This window comes from Pseudomonas sp. GM18 (assembly GCF_000282195.1).
Classification (GTDB): Bacteria; Pseudomonadota; Gammaproteobacteria; order Pseudomonadales; family Pseudomonadaceae; genus Aquipseudomonas.
Window position 1 is genome coordinate 68,568 of record NZ_AKJT01000005.1, and the last position, 18,786, is coordinate 87,353.

Consider the following 18,786-nt stretch of genomic DNA (forward strand, 5'->3'; position numbering starts at 1 on the left):
GCGAAAAAACCATCGAGCTTTTACATGAAGCAGATGCGCGCGGGCCTGGGTGCCGCCGGCTATGTGAAACACGAGACTTGGGTGCTTCCCGAAAATCGAAGCCTGCTCAAGCAAATGGAGAAACAGCTACGCCAACCGATTCTGGCTGGCTCATTCATGTCGGAGAATTACATGAGCGCAGGTAATAACTGGAACATCGATCGCCTCTACAGCGCCCTTCAGGCCCTCGACGAAGTGGTTGCGAACGAAATCACCCTCTCCCTCGTTCAAGGCTCCGAGTCCAGCATCAAGCTGGAAATGAACGATTTCGGTGGCTTGCCAATTTACATCGCGGTGGTGGGCGATCAGATCATCGTGGATACGGTCCTGGTCGATGTCGAGTCGATCAACGACATCCCGGCATTCAACGATGCCGTTCTGCGCAGCCGGGAAATGTTCCCGTTGTCCTCGATCGGTATCGAGTCCATGCCCAACGGGCAGATCGTTTACAACATGTTCGGCGCGCTGAGCTCCGACTCCAGCCTGACCAACGTCGTAACCGAGATCAAAACCCTCGTCGACAACGTCCAGCGCGCCAGCGAAGCCTTTGAACGCTTCTTCAATTAATTATTCGGGAACAGGATATATCCAATGACTCAGTCCATCTGGAGCAAATTGTTCACCGCGCTGCGTGGCGGTGCCAACGAAGTCGGCGAATCGATCGTCGACCAACAGGCCCTGCGCATCCTCGACCAGGAAATTCGCGATGCTGACAGCGCGCTGGCCAACGCCAAGCGTGAGCTGGTCACCATCATGGCCAAGCACAAACTGTCGGCTGACCGCGTCAGCGAGTACAACGCCAAGATCAAGGACCTGGAATCCAAGGCCCTGGCAGCCATCCAGGCCAACCGCGAAGACCTGGCACTGGAAGTGGCCGAAGCCATTTCGACCCTGACCAATGAACTGGATGTCGAGCAAAAACAGGCCACCGAATTCGGTGGTTATGCTGACAACATGCGCAAAGACATCACCAAGGCCGAAAACCGCATCAAAAGCCTGCGCCAGCAAGTGGACATGGCCAAGGCTCGTGAAAGCGTACAGAAAGCCCAGGTCAGCGCTTCAATCGCCAGTGGCGGCGCCAACGGCAAGCTGGAAACCGCCGTCGGTACACTGAACCGCCTGCAGGCCAAGCAGCAGCAACGCGCCGCTGAACTGCAAGCCCAGGACGAACTGGCCGATGCTTCGACCGGCACCGACCTGGAACGCAAACTGCGCGAAGCCGGCATCACGCCGGACGAAGGCAGCGCCAATGCGATCCTGGAACGCCTGAAGAAAAAATCGGCCGAGTAATTCTCCAAGCTGTGGAACCTGTGGGAGCGGGCCTGCTCGCTCCCACATGGATTGCGCTTGGCTGACAGGCATTAATTGATCACCCTTCTTTACTGCCGAATCGAGGTCAAGGATGGATGCCCTGAAGGGTTTCAAGACAATCGCCGGCCTGGCCCTCTTCATGGTTGCGCTGCAACTGCTCAATGTTGCGACCGGCTACAGCCTTAACGCCTTCGGCCTGGTTCCGCGAACCTTGCACGGACTGGTCGGCATCATCACCTCGCCTTTCTTGCACACATCTTTTGCGCACCTGAGCGCCAACCTGATTGCCTTTTTGATCCTCGGCACCCTGGTCATTGTCGAGGGGCTCAACCGGTTCATGGCCGTCAGCGCTATCATCATTTTGCTGGGTGGTTCGCTGATCTGGCTGTTCGGTTTTGCCGGCGTGCATATCGGTGCCAGCGGCTGGGTATTCGGGCTGTGGGCGTACCTCCTGTCCCGCGCCTGGTTCCAGAGGAGCTGGAGCAACCTGATAACGGCCAGTGTCGTGGCCCTGCTCTATGGAGGGCTGATTGTTGGCTTCCTTCCTCGCCGGGGTATTTCCTTCGAAGGACATATCTTTGGTGCGATCGCCGGGTTTATTGCAGCCAAGGTACTGTTATCTACGCCGCGCAGCAGGTTTAATGCCGCCCGGTAACCGCACTTGAGCACTCAGGCGCCAGAGCGATTACGTCGCCAGGAATGAGCCCCCAAGGAGTCAGGGATGTAATGTCGATTTTCCTTTTATTGCGCGCGTACGCGGCGTCCTTCTTCCATCGCTTCGGCTGGGCCGGCCTGGCCATTGCGCTGGGCGTACACCTGAGCACGGCCTGGCTGGGTCTGGTGCTTCTGGGCGAACAACACCTCACCGCCCCTGCCACGTTCACCTACTTCTATCTCACCACCACGCTCACCGTCGGCTACGGCGATCTTGCGCCACAGACAGCCGCGGGACGGATTTTCGTGGCTACCTGGATCATGCTCGGGGGCATTGCGCTGCTGACGGCAGCCATCGGCAAAACCACCAGCAGTGTCATCGATGTATGGAGAAAAGGCATGAAGGGCAAAGGCGATTTCACCGGCAAGGTCGGCCATACCGTTCTCATCGGCTGGGAAGGCGCGTCCAGCGAGCGGGTCATTGAATTGTTGCTGCAGGACGAAACGTCCAATGACAACTTGATCGTCATTTGCGATTGCGACCTCGAAGAAAATCCCATGCCGGGCAAGGTGGCCTTTATCAAAGGCGAAAGCCTGTCCTCTGCCGCACTTTTGCTGCGTGCCGGCGTGCCTGACGCCGAACGCGTACTGGTGCGTACCCATTCAGACGATCTGACCCTGGCCACCGTGCTGGCGGTCAATCAACTGAGCCCGGTCGGGCATGTGGTCGCCCACTTCAATGAAAGTGAAATCGCCGCGCTCGCCAGTGCGTACGCGCCCAGCCTGGAATGCACCTCAAGCATGGCCATCGAGATGCTGGTGCGCGCCTCTCAGGATCCGGGCTCGTCAGTGGTCATCAATGAATTGCTGTGCGTGGGCCAAGGCGCCACCCAATACCTGATGAGACTGCCTGAGACCTTCGAAGCCACGTTCGGCGATCTGTACGCACAGATGAAAGAACACCACAACGCGACCCTTATCGGCTACCGCGCCCAAGGTGCCCGACAGCCTTCGATCAACCCGCCCGGCGCCACTCGCGTAAAGGGCGGCGAACTCTTCTACATCGCCTCCACTCGCCTCAAGGAAATCTCCAATGGGATGGTTTAAACAGTTGCTGGGGCTTGAGGCCCCGAACGCGGGCACGAATACCGATTCGAAATGGACAGCCAACGACAACCTGCCAGTCACCGGCCCGCTGGGCCTGGCATTGGGCAAGGGCGTGATGTTCGATACGACCCTGAAATTGTTGCTCGACGAAAAAACCGCAGTGACCATTCCCGGCTCCCAGCAGATCTGGAGCGCCGGCACCATTGATCTCGGGCAGTCGAACTGGCTGTCGCGCTATTACATGAACGACGAAGACTACTGGCTGCAAGTGCACACCACCGGTGACATCGCCGGGCAGGTCGAGTCGGTGATCCTGTTCAATTACCTCAGCTACGTCACCATCAACAGTGAAGCGGAGCTGCGTCGGCTGGCCGGCCCTCAAAGCCTGATCGGGTTGCCGACCTACACCCACAACGGTGTCGAATACACCCGCGAATGGGGCACCGAGAACGGCCAGACCGAACTGGTGCCGTTGAGCGAACACCTGAAGAATCCGGATGAGACCTACAGCATCGGGCACCGTTCGATGTTGTACGCCCGCGAAACCGGCCTGACCGATCGCCGGGAATTCCTGCTGTTTTCCGTCGAAGAAGACGCCGAAGGCACCATCAGCTTGAGCACTTCGCTGGGTATTTCGCTGTACACCACCGACCTGAACACTTTTTAAAAAGGAAGAAGTCCATGCTTGAAGCGCTCTCTATCTCCCTGAACAAAGCCGCCGTGCTCGGGTTTGTTTTGTACATTCTCGGCGCCGCCGTGCTGTTCGCCCTGTTCCAGTTCATCTACACCCGAATCACACCGCACAGGGAATTCGAACTGATCCGTGCGGGCAACGTTGCAGCCGCAATCGCCCTGGGAGGCGCCATCATCGGTTTCGCCATTCCGGCCAGCAATGTGATCGCCTACTCGATCAGCATTCTGGACTTCGTCGTCTGGGCAGTGATCGCCGCTTTCGTACAACTGCTGGCGTTCCTGGTGACCAGCCTGGTGCTGAAAGGCGCCTCTGAGCGCATCAAGAAAGGCGAAATCGCTGCGGGGATCTATGTCGCGGCAGTGGCCATCAGCGTCGGCATGTTGAACGCCGCGTGCATGACCCCTTCCCAGAACTGATTGCGCCACGGAGATCGCGATGAAACGAAGCAAGTACGTTCAGCTCTCGCTGGCGGCGTCAGTCGCCATGGCGATATCAGGCTGCGAGCCGACGGAAAAAACCTACGAGATACACAAAAAGTACAATTTCCAGTCCGTTCAGCAGTGCGCCGATGAAAAGCTCCCGGTCGACATCTGTTCTGACGCCTATATGAAGGCCATGGCCCAGCATCGAAGCATTGCGCCGGTGTACGACAACCAGGCTGATTGCGACGCCGACTTTGTTGCCGACTGGTGCCAGCAGGACTCCGCCGGCAAATTCATCCCCAAACTCGGCGGTTTCGAACTGAGTGCCGATGGCGAGGTGACGCAGTCCGAAGTGGACGCGGCCAAGGCTAAATTGCCTGCATCGGAAGCGAGTGCCGCAGGGTCGGGCTTCTCCGGCAGTAGCCTGCTGACGGGACTGCTGATCGGCAACATGCTCAGCGGCAACCGCAACAGTTACTACTCCGAACCGGTCTACCGCTATCGCGATGATCGCGGTGACTACTCGTCCTCGACACTCAGCCAGCGGGTCTCGACGGGATCGACCTTCAGCAGGTCCAATCAGGCGCGGTACGGCAGCAGCAGTTATAGCGACACAATCGCTCGCAGCAAGCCGGTGTCCGTTGCATCGTCCACCTCCCGCGGCGGCTTCGGCAGCCAGGCCAGCGCACGCAGTGGCTGGGGTGGGTCAAGCAAGAGCTTTGGCGGTTCGAGCAGCTAAGGGAGCAAGGCCATGAAGAAAATCCTCTGCGCCGAGCGTCATGACTGGAAACAGACCGCCGAAAGTCTCGGCTTTCTGTTCCATACCATCGACGATGAGCCCTATTGGGACGAGAGCGCGTACTACCAGTTCACGCTCAAGCAGATCGAGAACGACCTCGAAGACCCGACCACCGAGGTTCATGAGATGTGCATGGACCTGGTGGCGCGAGTGGTGCAAAGCGAAGAGTTGCTGGAGCGCCTGAGCATTCCCGCGCCGTTCTTCGACATGGTTCGCACTTCATGGCTCGAAGGCCACCCGCACCTGTATGGGCGCATGGACTTCTCCTACAACGGCACCGGGCCGGCCAAGTTGCTGGAACTCAACTACGACACGCCGACCAGTCTGTATGAGGCTGCGGCGTTTCAGTGGGGCTGGCTGGAGCAATGCATCGAACGCGGCTTGCTGCCCAGGCATGCAGACCAGTTCAACAGCATCGACACCAAGCTGCATCAGGCCTTTGCTCAACTGCAACTCAAACGGCCTTTCTATTTCGCCTCGATGAAAGACTCGGTCGAAGACAAGGGCACCACCGATTACCTGCGTCTGGTCGCGGAAAAGGTCGGCATCGAATCGCGTCACATCGATATCGAGGACATCGGCCTCACCAGTGACGGACGTTTCGTCGACCTCGAAGATCGCTGGATCCCTCACCTGTTCAAACTGCATGCCTGGGAGTTCATCTTCCACGAACCCTTCGGCGCAGCGATTGCGCAGAGCGACACACAGTTTTTCGAACCGCCCTGGAAATCGATCATCTCCAACAAGGGCATCCTGCCGCTGCTGTGGGAGTTCAACAAGGGTCACCCGAACCTGCTCGCGGCGCACCTGGACGCTGACCCGAGCAAAGCGGTGCCCAAGGGCTGGGTGCGCAAGCCGTTCTTCTCACGGGAAGGCGCGAACATTGAGCTGCAAACCGCTGACGGTCTGATCGTAAAAGAGGACGGCCCCTACACCGACGCGCCGTTTATCCTTCAGGAATTTGCTCCGCTGCCGAAGTTTGGCGACAGCTACACGCTGATCGGCTCCTGGGTGATCGGGGATCAAGCGGCCGGCATCGGCGTGCGTGAGGACAACAGTCTGATTACCAAGGATTCGAGCCGGTTCTTGCCGCATCTGATACTCGACTGACCCCTCCATCGCCCACTAAATAGGCCTGGTGTCGACATATCGTCAGACACCCACAAGACTTACTGCGGAAATGCCGGATAATGGCGGCCATTCGTTTAGCCGTTATTCTGGTAATCCCCCATGGAAATCAAGGTCAACTTTCTCGACAACCTTCGACTTGAAGCCAAGTTCGATGACTTCACGGTGGTGGCCGATCAACCTATCCGCTACAAGGGCGATGGCTCGGCACCGGGTCCGTTCGACTACTTCCTGGCTTCGTCGGCGCTGTGTGCGGCGTATTTTGTGAAGTTGTACTGCGATACGCGCAATATCCCCACGGATAACATCCGTCTGTCGCAGAACAACATTGTTGACCCGGAAAACCGCTACAACCAGATTTTCAAGATCCAGGTCGAGTTGCCGGCGGACATCTCCGACAAGGACCGCCAAGGCATCCTGCGTTCCATCGACCGTTGCACCGTGAAAAAAGTGGTGCAAGCCGGGCCCGAGTTTGTGATCGAAGAAGTGGACAACCTCGACGCCGATGCCCAGGCGTTGCTGATGCCTGCTTCCAACTCAGAGGCAAGCACCTACATTGCCGGCAAGGATCTGCCGCTGGAGCAAACCATCGCCAACATGTCGGCCATTCTGGCGGACCTGGGCATGAAGATTGAAATCGCCTCGTGGCGCAATATCGTGCCCAATGTGTGGTCGCTGCACATCCGCGATGCGCACTCGCCGATGTGCTTTACCAACGGCAAGGGTGCAACCAAGGAAGGCGCGTTGGCGTCGGCGCTGGGCGAGTTTATCGAGCGACTCAACTGCAACTTCTTCTACAACGACCAGTTCTGGGGCGAACACATCGCCAACGCAGAGTTTGTGCACTACCCGGACGAACGCTGGTTCAAGCCTGGCCGTAAAGATGCACTGCCGACCGAAATCCTCGACGAGTACTGCCTGAAGATTTACAACCGCGACGGCGAGCTGCGTGGCTCCCATCTGATCGATACCAACTCGGGCAATGAAGAGCGCGGCATCTGCTCGTTGCCGTACGTGCGCCAGTCGGACGGCGAGGTGGTGTATTTCCCGTCCAACCTGATTGAAAACCTGTTCCTGAGCAACGGCATGAGTGCCGGTAACACGCTGGCCGAAGCCCAGGTGCAGTGCCTGTCGGAGATCTTCGAGCGCGCGGTAAAACGCGAAATCATCGAAGGTGAATTTGCCCTGCCGGATGTGCCGGCTCACGTGCTGGCGAAGTACCCCGGAATACTGGCCGGTATTCAGGCGCTGGAAGAGCAAGGGTTCCCCGTGCTGGTGAAGGATGCGTCCCTGGGGGGTGAATTCCCGGTGATGTGCGTCACGTTGATGAACCCGCGCACCGGCAGCGTGTTCGCCTCGTTCGGCGCGCATCCGAGCCTGGAAGTGGCGCTGGAGCGCAGCCTGACCGAGTTGCTGCAGGGCCGCAGCTTCGAAGGCCTCAACGACTTGCCCCAGCCGACGTTTGAAGGTCATGCAGTGACCGAGCCGAATAACTTCGTCGAGCACTTTATCGATTCCAGCGGCGTGGTGTCGTGGCGCTTCTTCAGTGCCAAATCGGATTACGAATTCGTGGAGTGGGACTTCTCCGGCCAGGGTGAAAACTCGAATACCGAGGAAGCTGCGACCTTGTTCGGCATTCTCGAAGGCATGGGCAAAGAAGTGTACATGGCGGTCTACGAGCATATCGGTGCAACGGCCTGCCGTATCCTGGTGCCAGACTATTCGGAAATTTATCCAGTAGACGATCTGATCTGGGACAACACCAACAAAGCGCTGTTTTTCCGCGCCGACATCCTGAACCTGCATCGCCTGGACGAAGAGGAACTGCAAGCGCTGGTTGAGCGTCTGGTGGAAAGTGAGCTGGACGACTACACCGACATCACCACCTTGATCGGCATCGAATTTGACGACAATACGGCCTGGGGTCAGTTAACGATCCTGGAGTTGAAGCTGCTGATCTATCTCGCCTTGCAGCAATTTGAAGAGGCGAAAGAGGCGGTGGAAATGTTCCTGCAGTACAACGACAACACGGTTGAACGTGGCTTGTTCTATCAGGCCATCAATGTGGTGCTGGAGATGAAACTGGACGAAGACCTGGAACTGGAAGACTACGAGGCCAACTTCCGCCGGATGTTTGGCAACGAGCGGATGGATGCCGCGATCGGATCGGTGGACGGCAGCGTACGCTTCCATGGCTTGACGCCGACCAGCATGAAACTGGAGGGGCTCGATAGACACCTGCGCCTGATCGACAGCTACAAAAAACTGCACATGGCGCGGGCTAACGTGACCAATTTATCCAGCTAACAGCGCCCACAAAAAAGCGAAGCCAGATGGCTTCGCTTTTTTTATTGCTGACTGGATAGCTGCTTCTTAGAACGGAATATCGTCATCAAAGCTGTCGAAATCCGGAGCTGGCTGAGGAGCAGCCTGCGGTGGAGCCGGGCGCGACTGTTGCGGTGCCGACTGCTGCGGACGCGGAGCCTGCTGGCGTGGAGCTGGAGCGGATTGCTGGTAGTTATTGCCCCCGCCTTGTTGATCGCCCTGTTGTGGACGGCCGCCCAGCAGTTGCATGGTGCCTTGCATGTCGACCACGATTTCAGTGGTGTAACGCTTGATACCGTCTTTTTCCCACTCGCGGGTCTGCAGCTTGCCTTCGATGTAGACCTGCGAACCTTTACGCAGGTATTCGCCGGCGATTTCGGCCACTTTGCCGAACATCGAAACACGGTGCCATTCGGTCTTCTCGACCTTCTGACCGGTTTGCTTGTCGGTCCACTGTTCGCTGGTCGCCAGACTCAGGTTGGTCACGGCGTTACCGTTAGGCAGGTAGCGAACTTCGGGATCCTGGCCGCAAGTGCCGACCAATATGACTTTGTTAACCCCACGGGCCATAACGTTCTCCTAGGCTACGCACGCTGCCTCGGCCGGGTTGTTCACCAGGCGCTCAAGGGTCGTGCGATCCAATAGTTCTGTGTCCAATTTGATGTAAATCGCCGCTTCATCAGCAACGATCACCGCATCTGTTACCCCTACGACGGCCTTCAGGCGCTCAACCAGACCCGCTTCGCGGATCGCCTCGGGCGACAACGGCAAGCGCAGGCTCGTGACGTAAGGTGGTTCGCGCATGGTAACAGCAAAGGCCAGCCAAAGTGCAGCCAGCCCGGCACATCCCAGGAACACAACCGACAAACCGCCGTGCTGAAACAACCAGCCGCCGAGGATCCCGCCCAGTGCCGAACCGAGGAACTGACTGGTGGAATAAACCCCCATTGCCGTGCCTTTGCCGCCTGCCGGTGAAACCTTGCTGATCAGCGATGGCAAGGACGCTTCCAGCAGATTGAACGCGGTGAAAAACACCACCGTGCCGATTACCAGAGCCCGCAAGCTGTCGCCGAACTGCCAGAAGAATAGCTCAGTGAGCATCAGCGTCACGACGGCGCCGAGTAAAACTCGTTTCATTTTGCGTTTCTTCTCGCCGTAGATGATGAACGGGATCATGGCGAAGAAGGAAATCAGCAGCGCGGCCAGGTACACCCACCAGTGCTGCTCCTTGGGCAAACCGGCTTTTTCGACCAGCGCCAGGGGCAATGCAACGAAGCTCGACATCAACATCGCGTGCAACACAAAAATGCCCAGGTCCAGGCGCAGCAGGTCCGGGTGCTTGAGCGTCGGTATCAGCGCCTGACGCGCGACACCGGACTCGCGGTGCTGCAATGGCCCGGTGGCGCGTGGCACCATGAACATCACGATGACGATGCCGAGCAGTGCCATCGCGCCGGTGGCGAAGAACAATCCGGACAGGCCGAAGGCACGGGTCAGCAACGGTCCTACGACCATGGCGACAGCGAACGACAGACCGATCGTCATGCCGATCATGGCCATGGCTTTGGTCCGATGCTGTTCCCGGGTCAGGTCCGACAGCAACGCCATGACCGCCGCAGAAATCGCCCCGGCGCCTTGCAGGATGCGTCCGGCGATGACGCCCCAGATCGAATCGGCATTGGCCGCCAGCACGCTACCCAGGGCGAAGACGATCAGCCCCAGGTAAATCACCGGACGTCGACCGATGCGGTCGGAAATGAAGCCAAAGGGAATCTGAAAAATCGCCTGGGTCAGGCCGTAAGCGCCAATCGCCAACCCGATGAGGGCCGGGGTCGCGCCTGCCAGGTCCATCCCATAGGTCGCCAGCACCGGCAACACCATGAACATGCCAAGCATACGGAAGGCGAACACCAGCGCCAGACCGCTTGCCGCGCGGGTCTCACTGCCACTCATGCGTTCGCTGTGGGGATCGTGCATGGAAAAACCTCATGTGAACCGGCGGCGATTCTACCAGTCCCATCGATTGACGGGGTACATCGCGACGCTTTGACGCGCAGCTTTCATGTATGGCTGCGATGCCCTCATTCGATAGTGTGCATCCATCCAGTATTTGGCCGTATACTCCTACGTTTTCGACGCCCGCCGAGCGAGGCCACTTTGGACAAGATCCTGATTCGTGGGGCCCGAACCCACAACCTGAAGAACATCGACCTGACCCTGCCACGGGACAAACTGATTGTTATCACCGGCCTGTCCGGATCCGGCAAGTCGTCCCTGGCCTTCGATACGCTGTACGCCGAAGGCCAGCGCCGCTATGTCGAATCGCTGTCGGCCTACGCCCGGCAGTTCCTGTCGATGATGGAAAAACCTGACGTCGACACCATCGAAGGCCTGTCGCCAGCGATCTCCATCGAACAGAAGTCGACCTCGCACAACCCGCGTTCGACGGTCGGCACCATTACCGAAATCTACGACTACCTGCGCCTGCTTTACGCTCGCGTCGGTATTCCGCGCTGCCCGGACCATGACATTCCGCTGGAAGCCCAGACCGTCAGTCAGATGGTCGACCTGGTGCTGGCGCAACCGGAGGGCAGCAAACTGATGCTGCTGGCCCCGGTGATCCGCGAGCGCAAGGGCGAACACCTCTCCGTCTTCGAAGAACTGCGGGCCCAGGGTTTTGTGCGGGCCCGGGTCAACGGCAAGCTCTGCGAACTGGACGAATTGCCGAAGCTGGATAAACAGAAGAAGCACTCGATCGACGTCGTGGTCGACCGCTTCAAGGTCCGTGCTGATCTGCAACAGCGCCTGGCCGAATCGTTCGAGACCGCGCTGAAGCTGGCGGACGGTATCGCGCTGGTGGCGCCAATGGACGACGAGCCCGGCGAAGAAATCATCTTCTCCGCACGCTTTGCCTGCCCGATCTGCGGCCACGCCATCAGCGAGCTGGAACCCAAGCTGTTTTCCTTCAACAACCCGGCCGGCGCCTGCCCGACCTGCGATGGCTTGGGGGTTAAACAGTTCTTCGACACCAAACGACTGGTAAACAGTGAACTGACCCTGGCCGAAGGCGCAATCCGCGGCTGGGACCGGCGCAACGTCTATTACTTCCAGATGCTTGGCTCGCTGGCTGCCCACTACAAGTTCAGTCTCGAAGTACCGTTCAACGAACTGCCGGCCGATCAGCAGAAATTTATCCTGCACGGCAGCGGCTCGCAGAACGTCGACTTCAAGTACCTGAACGACCGTGGTGACATCGTCAAACGCTCGCACCCGTTCGAAGGCATCGTGCCGAACCTGGAACGCCGCTACCGCGAAACCGAATCGGCTTCTGTCCGTGAAGAGCTGGCCAAGTTCCTCAGTACCCAGCCTTGCCCGGATTGCCGCGGCACCCGTCTGCGTCGCGAAGCGCGGCATGTCTGGGTGGGTGAAAAAACTCTTCCGGCGGTCACGAATCTGCCGATTGGCGACGCCTGTGAGTATTTCGGCGTACTGAAACTAACTGGCCGCCGTGGCGAAATTGCCGACAAGATCCTCAAGGAAATCCGCGAACGCCTGCAGTTCCTGGTCAACGTTGGCCTGGACTACCTTTCCCTGGATCGCAGTGCCGATACGTTGTCCGGCGGTGAGGCCCAGCGTATCCGCCTGGCCAGTCAGATTGGCGCCGGCCTGGTGGGGGTTCTGTACATCCTCGATGAACCGTCAATTGGCCTGCACCAGCGGGACAACGACCGATTGCTGGGCACCCTCAAGCACCTGCGCGACATCGGCAACACGGTAATCGTGGTCGAGCACGACGAAGACGCGATTCGTCTGGCCGACTATGTGGTGGATATCGGCCCGGGCGCAGGTGTGCACGGTGGACATATCGTTGCCGAAGGTACGCCGGACGAAGTCATGGCTCACCCTGATTCGCTGACCGGCAAGTATTTGTCGGGCCGAGTGAAGATCGCTGTTCCAGCCAAACGCACACCCCGTAACAAGAAGTTGTCGTTGTCCCTGAAGGGCGCTCGCGGCAACAATTTGCGCAATGTCGACCTGGAGATTCCAATCGGCCTGCTGACCTGCGTGACCGGCGTGTCCGGCTCGGGCAAATCGACGCTGATCAACAACACGCTGTTTCCTTTGAGTGCTACCGCGCTCAACGGTGCAACGACCCTGGAAGCGGCGGCTCACGACAGTATCAAGGGCCTTGAGCATCTGGATAAAGTCGTCGATATCGATCAGAGCCCGATCGGTCGCACGCCGCGCTCCAACCCGGCAACCTACACCGGGTTGTTCACGCCGATTCGCGAGTTGTTTGCCGGCGTACCGGAATCCCGCTCCCGCGGTTACGGGCCGGGGCGTTTCTCCTTCAACGTGAAGGGCGGACGCTGTGAAGCCTGTCAGGGCGATGGCCTGATCAAGGTGGAAATGCACTTCCTGCCAGACATCTATGTCCCGTGCGATGTCTGCAAGAGCAAGCGCTACAACCGCGAAACCCTGGAGATCAAGTACAAGGGCAAGAGCATCCACGAAACCCTCGAGATGACCATCGAGGAAGCCCGGGTGTTCTTCGACGCGGTTCCTGCCCTGGCGCGCAAGCTTCAGACACTGATGGACGTAGGCCTTTCGTACATCAAACTGGGCCAATCGGCGACGACGCTGTCGGGCGGTGAAGCCCAGCGGGTGAAACTGTCCCGCGAGTTGTCCAAGCGCGATACCGGCAAGACCCTGTACATCCTCGATGAGCCGACTACCGGCTTGCACTTCGCGGATATCCAGCAACTGCTCGACGTATTGCATCGTCTGCGTGACCACGGCAACACCGTGGTGGTAATCGAGCACAACCTGGATGTGATCAAGACCGCCGACTGGCTGGTGGACCTGGGGCCGGAAGGCGGCTCCAAGGGCGGCCAGATCATCGCCGTCGGTACGCCGGAGGATGTGTCGGAGATGAAGCAGTCGCATACTGGCTACTATCTCAAGCCATTGCTGGCTCGCGACAAGGCCTGAACCGGGCCCATGAAAAAGCCCCTGTCACTTTGTCGGTGACAGGGGCTTTTTTGTAAAAGATCAGAACTGCGATTGCAGGTAATTCTCCAGACCGATCAACTTGATCAAACCCAGCTGTTTCTCCAGCCAGTAGGTGTGATCTTCCTCGGTGTCATTCAGCTGAATACGCAGGATCTCGCGGCTGACGTAATCCTTGTGCAGCTCGCAAAGCTCAATGCCTTTGCACAGCGCGGCACGAACTTTATATTCCAGGCGCAGGTCAGCGGCGAGCATGTCCGGCACGGTGGTGCCGACATCGAGATCGTCTGGACGCATGCGCGGCGTACCTTCGAGCATGAGGATCCGACGCATCAGCGCGTCAGCGTGCTGCGCCTCTTCTTCCATCTCGTGGTTGATACGCTCGTAGAGCTCGGTGAACCCCCAGTCCTCGTACATCCGCGAATGGATGAAATATTGATCACGCGCTGCCAGTTCGCCTGTCAGCAACGTGTTGAGGTAATCGATTACGTCTGGGTGACCTTGCATCGCCCTACATCTCCCTGCTTGAAAGTCTGTAGTTTGAACCAAGCTGACCCGAAGGTCACTCGCCCGACGCAATAAAAGCGAAGATATTCTGAGAAAAGCGGTTTAAATAACGCCAAAACCGCCCAAATGAGGGCGGTTCTGCTTATCGTTTAGACTTCGTTAAGCTGTACACCCAACGCCTTTGCGATACCTTCTCCATAAGCCGGGTCAGCCCTGAAGAAATGCTGCAGTTGACGGTCAACCACGTCACCGGAAACCCCGGCCATGGCACCGGCGATGTTGTTGATCAGCAGAGTTCTCTGCTCATCGTTCATCAGACGGAACAGCGCACCCGCGTGGCTGTAGTAGTCGGTATCTTCGCGATGATCGTAACGGTCAGCCGCGCCACTCAAGGCCAAGGCAGGTTCCGCGTAGCGCGGTGCCTGTTTCGGTGATTCCACGTAGCTGTTCGGCTCGTAGTTTGGCGCCGCACCGCCATTACTGCCAAACGCCATCGAACCATCGCGCTGGTAAGTGTTAACCGGACTGCGGGGCGCATTCACCGGCAGCTGCTGATGATTGGTACCCACACGGTAGCGGTGAGCATCCGCGTAAGCGAACACACGCCCCTGCAGCATGCGGTCAGGTGACAGGCCGACGCCTGGGACCATATTGCTCGGACCGAACGCGGCCTGCTCGACTTCAGCGAAGTAGTTCAGCGGATTGCGGTTGAGCTCAAGCTCGCCCACTTCGATCAGCGGGAACTCTTTCTGCGACCAGGTCTTGGTCACGTCGAACGGGTTCTCGTAGTGAGCCGCGGCCTGGGCCTCGGTCATGATCTGAATGTTGACACTCCATTTCGGGAAATCACCGCGCTCAATGGCGCCGAACAGGTCACGCTGTGCGTAATCCGGATCGGTACCGGCCAGGCGTGCCGCTTCTGCCGGAGCGAGGTTCTTGATCCCTTGTTTGGTTTTGTAGTGCCACTTCACCCAGTGACGCTCACCGTTGGCGTTGATCAAGCTGTAGGTGTGGCTGCCGAAGCCGTGCATGTGACGGTAACCGTCAGGGATGCCGCGGTCCGAAAACAGGATAGTGACCTGGTGCAGCGCCTCAGGCGAATGCGACCAGAAATCCCACATCATCTGCGCGCTTTTCAGATTGCTTTGCGGCAGACGCTTCTGGGTGTGGATAAAGTCAGGGAATTTCAGCGGATCACGGATGAAGAACACCGGCGTGTTGTTACCGACGATGTCCCAGTTGCCTTCCTCGGTGTAGAACTTCAGGGCAAAACCGCGTGGGTCACGCTCGGTGTCAGCCGAACCGCGCTCGCCACCCACAGTGGAGAACCGCAGGAAGGTCGGGGTTTGTTTGCCGACGGCCTCAAACAGCTTGGCACTGGTGTACTGAGTGATATCGCGAGTCACAGTGAACGTACCGTAAGCACCCGAACCTTTGGCGTGTACGCGACGCTCCGGGATGTTTTCACGGTTGAAGTGAGCAAGCTTCTCGATCAGGTGGAAATCGTCGAGCAGCAAAGGACCACGAGGGCCGGCGGAGCGGGAGTTCTGGTTGTCGGCGACAGGAGCGCCACTGGCGGTCGTAAGTGTTTTGTTTTGGCTCATGCGATCTCTTCCTCTGTCAGTCTTGAACTGCCGGCTAATCGGCTTGGTGGCAAGTATTGATCATCAACATGACAGCCACAAATTCATTAATTTGCAGACCTCAATAGAAAATTACTAATGATCAACCCACGCATATAGTGCAGACAGGAAAAGGTTTGGAGCTTGTACGTACAGCGCATTTCTTACGGGCACAAAAAACCGGGCACTAAGGCCCGGTTTTTTGTTTCAGACTGACGTCTTACTCAGCGGATACAGCTTCACCGCCAACAGCACGATCAACCAACTCGACGTACGCCATAGGCGCGTTGTCGCCAGCGCGGAAACCGCACTTGAGGATGCGCAGGTAGCCACCCTCACGGGTAGCGTAACGCTTGCCCAGGTCGTTGAAGAGCTTACCAACGATAGCTTTCGAACGAGTACGGTCGAAAGCCAGACGGCGGTTAGCCAGGCTGTCTGTCTTGGCCAAAGTGATCAGCGGCTCAGCAACGCGGCGCAGTTCTTTGGCTTTTGGCAGTGTAGTTTTGATCAGCTCGTGCTCGAACAGCGACACCGCCATGTTTTGAAACATGGCCTTGCGGTGCGAGCTGGTGCGGCTCAGGTGACGACCACTTTTACGATGACGCATGGTTCATTCCTTACCAAACACAACGTTCGGTGATTACGACGATCAGGCAGTCGCCTTGTCGTCCTTCTTAAGACTTGCAGGCGGCCAGTTGTCGAGGCGCATGCCGAGGGACAGACCGCGGGAGGCCAGAACGTCCTTGATTTCAGTCAAGGATTTCTTGCCAAGGTTCGGAGTCTTCAACAGCTCTACTTCGGTACGCTGAATCAGGTCGCCGATGTAGTAGATGTTTTCCGCCTTAAGGCAGTTAGCCGAACGTACAGTCAGTTCCAGATCGTCAACCGGGCGAAGCAGGATCGGATCGATCTCGTCTTCCTGCTCGACAACCACTGGCTCACTGTCACCTTTGAGATCGACGAACGCAGCCAACTGCTGTTGCAGGATGGTTGCAGCACGGCGGATAGCCTCTTCAGGATCCAGGGTACCGTTGGTTTCCAGATCAATAACCAGCTTGTCCAGGTTAGTACGCTGTTCGACACGGGCGTTTTCCACCACGTATGCGATACGGCGAACCGGGCTGAACGAAGAGTCAAGCTGCAAGCGACCGATGCTGCGGCTTTCGTCTTCATCGCTCTGACGCGAGTCTGCCGGTTCATAACCACGACCACGAGCTACGGTGAGCTTCATGTTCAGGGCGCCGTTAGACGCCAGGTTAGCGATTACGTGATCGGGGTTAACGATCTCGACATCATGATCCAGCTGAATATCGGCAGCGGTAACCACCCCCGAACCCTTCTTCGACAAGGTCAGCGTAACTTCGTCTCGACCGTGCAGCTTGATAGCCAGACCTTTAAGGTTCAACAGGATTTCAATTACGTCTTCCTGTACACCTTCGATGGCGCTGTACTCGTGGAGCACACCGTCAATCTCGGCCTCGACTACTGCACAGCCGGGCATTGAGGACAACAGGATGCGGCGCAGCGCGTTGCCCAGGGTGTGGCCGAAACCACGCTCGAGAGGCTCGAGTGTGATCTTGGCGCGGGTTGGACTGACAACCTGCACATCAATATGGCGGGGTGTCAGGAACTCATTTACCGAAATCTGCATGGATGCACCTATTTTCTAGCCCTTACTTGGAGTAGAGCTCGACAATCAGGCTTTCGTTGATGTCGGCGGACAGATCACTGCGAGCAGGAACGTTCTTGAAAACGCCCGACTTCTTCTCAGTGTCTACTTCTACCCATTCTACGCGGCCACGTTGGGCACACAGATCGAGAGCTTGGACAATGCGAAGTTGGTTCTTTGCTTTCTCGCGAACTGCGACCACGTCACCAGCACGAACCTGGTAGGACGGAACGTTTACGGTCTGACCGTTAACGCTGATCGACTTGTGCGATACCAGCTGACGGGATTCGGCACGAGTAGAGCCAAAACCCATACGGTATACAACGTTGTCCAGACGGCATTCGAGCAGTTGCAACAGGTTTTCGCCAGTTGCGCCTTTCTTGCCAGCAGCTTCTTTGTAGTAGCCGCTGAATTGACGCTCGAGAACGCCGTAGATACGACGGACCTTCTGCTTTTCACGCAGTTGGGTGCCGTAATCGGACTGGCGACCGCGGCGTTGGCCGTGGATACCAGGTGCTGCTTCGATGTTGCACTTCGATTCGATCGCGCGCACGCCGCTCTTCAGAAAGAGATCGGTGCCTTCGCGACGAGCGAGTTTGCATTTTGGACCAATGTAACGAGCCATTCTTTACAATCTCCTGGATTACACGCGGCGCTTCTTCGGCGGACGGCACCCGTTGTGCGGGATTGGCGTCACGTCGGTGATGCTGGCGATCTTGTAGCCACAGCCGTTCAAAGCGCGGACTGCGGATTCACGACCTGGACCTGGACCTTTGACGTTAACGTCGAGGTTTTTCAGGCCGTATTCCAGCGCAGCTTGACCAGCACGTTCAGCAGCTACTTGAGCAGCGAACGGGGTGGACTTGCGGGAACCGCGGAAACCCGAACCACCGGAGGTAGCCCAGGAAAGAGCGTTACCTTGACGGTCGGTGATGGTCACGATGGTGTTGTTAAAAGAAGCATGGATGTGGGCGATGCCATCAACCACTGTCTTTTTAACTTTTTTACGAGGACGAGCAGCAGGTTTTGCCATGATTAATTTCCTGTCGATTCGCTGGGGCGATTACTTGCGGATCGGCTTACGCGGACCTTTACGGGTACGCGCGTTGGTCTTGGTACGCTGACCGCGTACTGGCAGACCACGACGATGACGCAGACCGCGATAGCAACCGAGGTCCATCAAACGCTTGATTTTCATGTTGATTTCGCGACGCAGGTCACCTTCAGTGGTGAACTTCGCCACTTCGCCACGCAGCTGTTCAATCTGCTCGTCGCTCAGATCTTTGATCTTTGCCGCTGGGTTTACCCCAGTCACCGCACAAATTTTCTGTGCAGTAGTGCGACCAACACCATAGATGTAGGTCAGCGAGATAACAGTATGCTTGTTATCTGGAATGTTAACGCCTGCAATACGGGCCATTCAGTGGGACTCCAATTGACAGCTACCTACGCCCCGGAAGCCAAGAAATAGGGCGCGAGATAATATCGCTGTAATAACA

19 protein-coding genes are annotated in these 18,786 nt (G+C 57.7%); 10 read left to right on the forward strand and 9 right to left on the reverse strand.

Features of this window, described 5'->3' with window-relative positions; all coding sequences use genetic code 11:
• Positions 1–24 precede the first annotated feature (24 nt).
• From PMI21_RS26210 to PMI21_RS26170, 9 genes are all read left to right on the forward strand, one after another.
• The gene (locus PMI21_RS26210; protein WP_007933673.1) at positions 25–606 is read left to right on the forward strand and encodes a YjfI family protein; all 582 of its coding nucleotides are present in this window, start codon (positions 25–27) and stop codon (positions 604–606) included.
• Positions 607–630: 24 nt separating this feature from the next.
• On the forward strand, positions 631–1,329 hold the full coding sequence (locus PMI21_RS26205) for a PspA/IM30 family protein (RefSeq protein ID WP_007933675.1): 699 nt from the start codon (positions 631–633) through the stop codon (positions 1,327–1,329).
• 112 nt (positions 1,330–1,441) lie between these two features.
• A complete protein-coding gene (locus PMI21_RS26200; protein WP_007933676.1) occupies positions 1,442–2,005 on the forward strand; it encodes a rhomboid family intramembrane serine protease in 564 nt (187 codons plus the stop codon).
• Positions 2,006–2,076: 71 nt separating this feature from the next.
• Positions 2,077–3,111: an ion channel gene (locus tag PMI21_RS26195; protein ID WP_007933678.1), complete on the forward strand. Its 1,035-nt coding sequence runs from the start codon at positions 2,077–2,079 to the stop codon at positions 3,109–3,111.
• Positions 3,098–3,778 (forward strand): DUF2491 family protein, encoded by a 681-nt coding sequence (locus PMI21_RS26190; RefSeq protein WP_007933680.1) that lies wholly within the window; start codon positions 3,098–3,100, stop codon positions 3,776–3,778. Before PMI21_RS26195 ends, PMI21_RS26190 begins: the two co-directional genes overlap by 14 nt.
• A gap of 14 nt (positions 3,779–3,792) precedes the next feature.
• Positions 3,793–4,221 (forward strand): DUF350 domain-containing protein, encoded by a 429-nt coding sequence (locus PMI21_RS26185; RefSeq protein ID WP_007933682.1) that lies wholly within the window; start codon positions 3,793–3,795, stop codon positions 4,219–4,221.
• 19 nt (positions 4,222–4,240) lie between these two features.
• Positions 4,241–4,966: a DUF1190 domain-containing protein gene (locus PMI21_RS26180; protein ID WP_007933683.1), complete on the forward strand. Its 726-nt coding sequence runs from the start codon at positions 4,241–4,243 to the stop codon at positions 4,964–4,966.
• Between the two features lie 12 nt (positions 4,967–4,978).
• A complete protein-coding gene (locus PMI21_RS26175; protein WP_007933685.1) occupies positions 4,979–6,136 on the forward strand; it encodes a glutathionylspermidine synthase family protein in 1,158 nt (385 codons plus the stop codon).
• Between the two features lie 120 nt (positions 6,137–6,256).
• Positions 6,257–8,461: an OsmC domain/YcaO domain-containing protein gene (locus PMI21_RS26170; protein WP_007933688.1), complete on the forward strand. Its 2,205-nt coding sequence runs from the start codon at positions 6,257–6,259 to the stop codon at positions 8,459–8,461.
• 66 nt (positions 8,462–8,527) lie between these two features.
• Here the strand turns inward: PMI21_RS26170 and PMI21_RS26165 are convergent, their stop codons facing one another.
• Positions 8,528–9,049, reverse strand: coding sequence for a single-stranded DNA-binding protein (locus PMI21_RS26165; protein WP_007933689.1), 522 nt, complete (start codon positions 9,047–9,049; stop codon positions 8,528–8,530).
• Positions 9,050–9,058: 9 nt separating this feature from the next.
• Positions 9,059–10,456: an MFS transporter gene (locus tag PMI21_RS26160; protein WP_007933690.1), complete on the reverse strand. Its 1,398-nt coding sequence runs from the start codon at positions 10,454–10,456 to the stop codon at positions 9,059–9,061.
• A 180-nt stretch (positions 10,457–10,636) separates the two neighbouring features.
• On the opposite strand from PMI21_RS26160, the gene uvrA reads away from it, so the two are divergent.
• Positions 10,637–13,471 carry an excinuclease ABC subunit UvrA gene (uvrA, locus tag PMI21_RS26155; protein ID WP_007933691.1) on the forward strand — a complete coding sequence of 945 codons (2,835 nt, stop codon included), beginning with the start codon at positions 10,637–10,639 and terminating at the stop codon, positions 13,469–13,471.
• A 60-nt stretch (positions 13,472–13,531) separates the two neighbouring features.
• Here uvrA and bfr read toward each other — a convergent pair whose 3' ends face one another.
• The 7 genes from bfr to rpsM all read right to left on the reverse strand — a co-directional run bounded on the left by bfr (position 13,532) and on the right by rpsM (position 18,707).
• Positions 13,532–13,996 (reverse strand): bacterioferritin, encoded by a 465-nt coding sequence (gene bfr / locus PMI21_RS26150; protein ID WP_007933692.1) that lies wholly within the window; start codon positions 13,994–13,996, stop codon positions 13,532–13,534.
• A gap of 149 nt (positions 13,997–14,145) precedes the next feature.
• Entirely contained in the window at positions 14,146–15,600 is a 1,455-nt protein-coding gene (locus PMI21_RS26145; RefSeq protein WP_007933693.1) for a catalase, read from the reverse strand.
• Positions 15,601–15,838: 238 nt separating this feature from the next.
• A complete protein-coding gene (rplQ, locus tag PMI21_RS26140; protein WP_007924175.1) occupies positions 15,839–16,225 on the reverse strand; it encodes a 50S ribosomal protein L17 in 387 nt (128 codons plus the stop codon).
• Positions 16,226–16,267: 42 nt separating this feature from the next.
• Positions 16,268–17,269: a DNA-directed RNA polymerase subunit alpha gene (locus PMI21_RS26135; RefSeq protein ID WP_003186012.1), complete on the reverse strand. Its 1,002-nt coding sequence runs from the start codon at positions 17,267–17,269 to the stop codon at positions 16,268–16,270.
• Positions 17,270–17,291: 22 nt separating this feature from the next.
• Positions 17,292–17,912, reverse strand: a complete 621-nt coding sequence (gene rpsD / locus PMI21_RS26130; RefSeq protein WP_003176404.1) for a 30S ribosomal protein S4 — start codon at positions 17,910–17,912, stop codon at positions 17,292–17,294.
• A gap of 18 nt (positions 17,913–17,930) precedes the next feature.
• Positions 17,931–18,320 (reverse strand): 30S ribosomal protein S11, encoded by a 390-nt coding sequence (rpsK, locus tag PMI21_RS26125; RefSeq protein ID WP_002555466.1) that lies wholly within the window; start codon positions 18,318–18,320, stop codon positions 17,931–17,933.
• Between the two features lie 30 nt (positions 18,321–18,350).
• Positions 18,351–18,707, reverse strand: a complete 357-nt coding sequence (gene rpsM, locus PMI21_RS0127825; RefSeq protein ID WP_003186020.1) for a 30S ribosomal protein S13 — start codon at positions 18,705–18,707, stop codon at positions 18,351–18,353.
• Between the last annotated feature and the right edge of the window lie 79 nt (positions 18,708–18,786).

Bases quoted from the DNA above. Each gene is read 5' to 3' on its own strand.
- PMI21_RS26210 (WP_007933673.1), top strand. From the start codon at position 25: ATGAAGCAGATGCGCGCGGGCCTGGGTGCCGCCGGCTATGTGAAACAC.
- PMI21_RS26205 (WP_007933675.1), top strand. From the start codon at position 631: ATGACTCAGTCCATCTGGAGCAAATTGTTCACCGCGCTGCGTGGCGGT.
- PMI21_RS26200 (WP_007933676.1), top strand. From the start codon at position 1,442: ATGGATGCCCTGAAGGGTTTCAAGACAATCGCCGGCCTGGCCCTCTTC.
- PMI21_RS26195 (WP_007933678.1), top strand. From the start codon at position 2,077: ATGTCGATTTTCCTTTTATTGCGCGCGTACGCGGCGTCCTTCTTCCAT.
- PMI21_RS26190 (WP_007933680.1), top strand. From the start codon at position 3,098: ATGGGATGGTTTAAACAGTTGCTGGGGCTTGAGGCCCCGAACGCGGGC.
- PMI21_RS26185 (WP_007933682.1), top strand. From the start codon at position 3,793: ATGCTTGAAGCGCTCTCTATCTCCCTGAACAAAGCCGCCGTGCTCGGG.
- PMI21_RS26180 (WP_007933683.1), top strand. From the start codon at position 4,241: ATGAAACGAAGCAAGTACGTTCAGCTCTCGCTGGCGGCGTCAGTCGCC.
- PMI21_RS26175 (WP_007933685.1), top strand. From the start codon at position 4,979: ATGAAGAAAATCCTCTGCGCCGAGCGTCATGACTGGAAACAGACCGCC.
- PMI21_RS26170 (WP_007933688.1), top strand. From the start codon at position 6,257: ATGGAAATCAAGGTCAACTTTCTCGACAACCTTCGACTTGAAGCCAAG.
- PMI21_RS26165 (WP_007933689.1), bottom strand. From the start codon at position 9,049: ATGGCCCGTGGGGTTAACAAAGTCATATTGGTCGGCACTTGCGGCCAG.
- PMI21_RS26160 (WP_007933690.1), bottom strand. From the start codon at position 10,456: ATGCACGATCCCCACAGCGAACGCATGAGTGGCAGTGAGACCCGCGCG.
- bfr (WP_007933692.1), bottom strand. From the start codon at position 13,996: ATGCAAGGTCACCCAGACGTAATCGATTACCTCAACACGTTGCTGACA.
- PMI21_RS26145 (WP_007933693.1), bottom strand. From the start codon at position 15,600: ATGAGCCAAAACAAAACACTTACGACCGCCAGTGGCGCTCCTGTCGCC.
- rplQ (WP_007924175.1), bottom strand. From the start codon at position 16,225: ATGCGTCATCGTAAAAGTGGTCGTCACCTGAGCCGCACCAGCTCGCAC.
- PMI21_RS26135 (WP_003186012.1), bottom strand. From the start codon at position 17,269: ATGCAGATTTCGGTAAATGAGTTCCTGACACCCCGCCATATTGATGTG.
- rpsD (WP_003176404.1), bottom strand. From the start codon at position 17,912: ATGGCTCGTTACATTGGTCCAAAATGCAAACTCGCTCGTCGCGAAGGC.
- rpsK (WP_002555466.1), bottom strand. From the start codon at position 18,320: ATGGCAAAACCTGCTGCTCGTCCTCGTAAAAAAGTTAAAAAGACAGTG.
- rpsM (WP_003186020.1), bottom strand. From the start codon at position 18,707: ATGGCCCGTATTGCAGGCGTTAACATTCCAGATAACAAGCATACTGTT.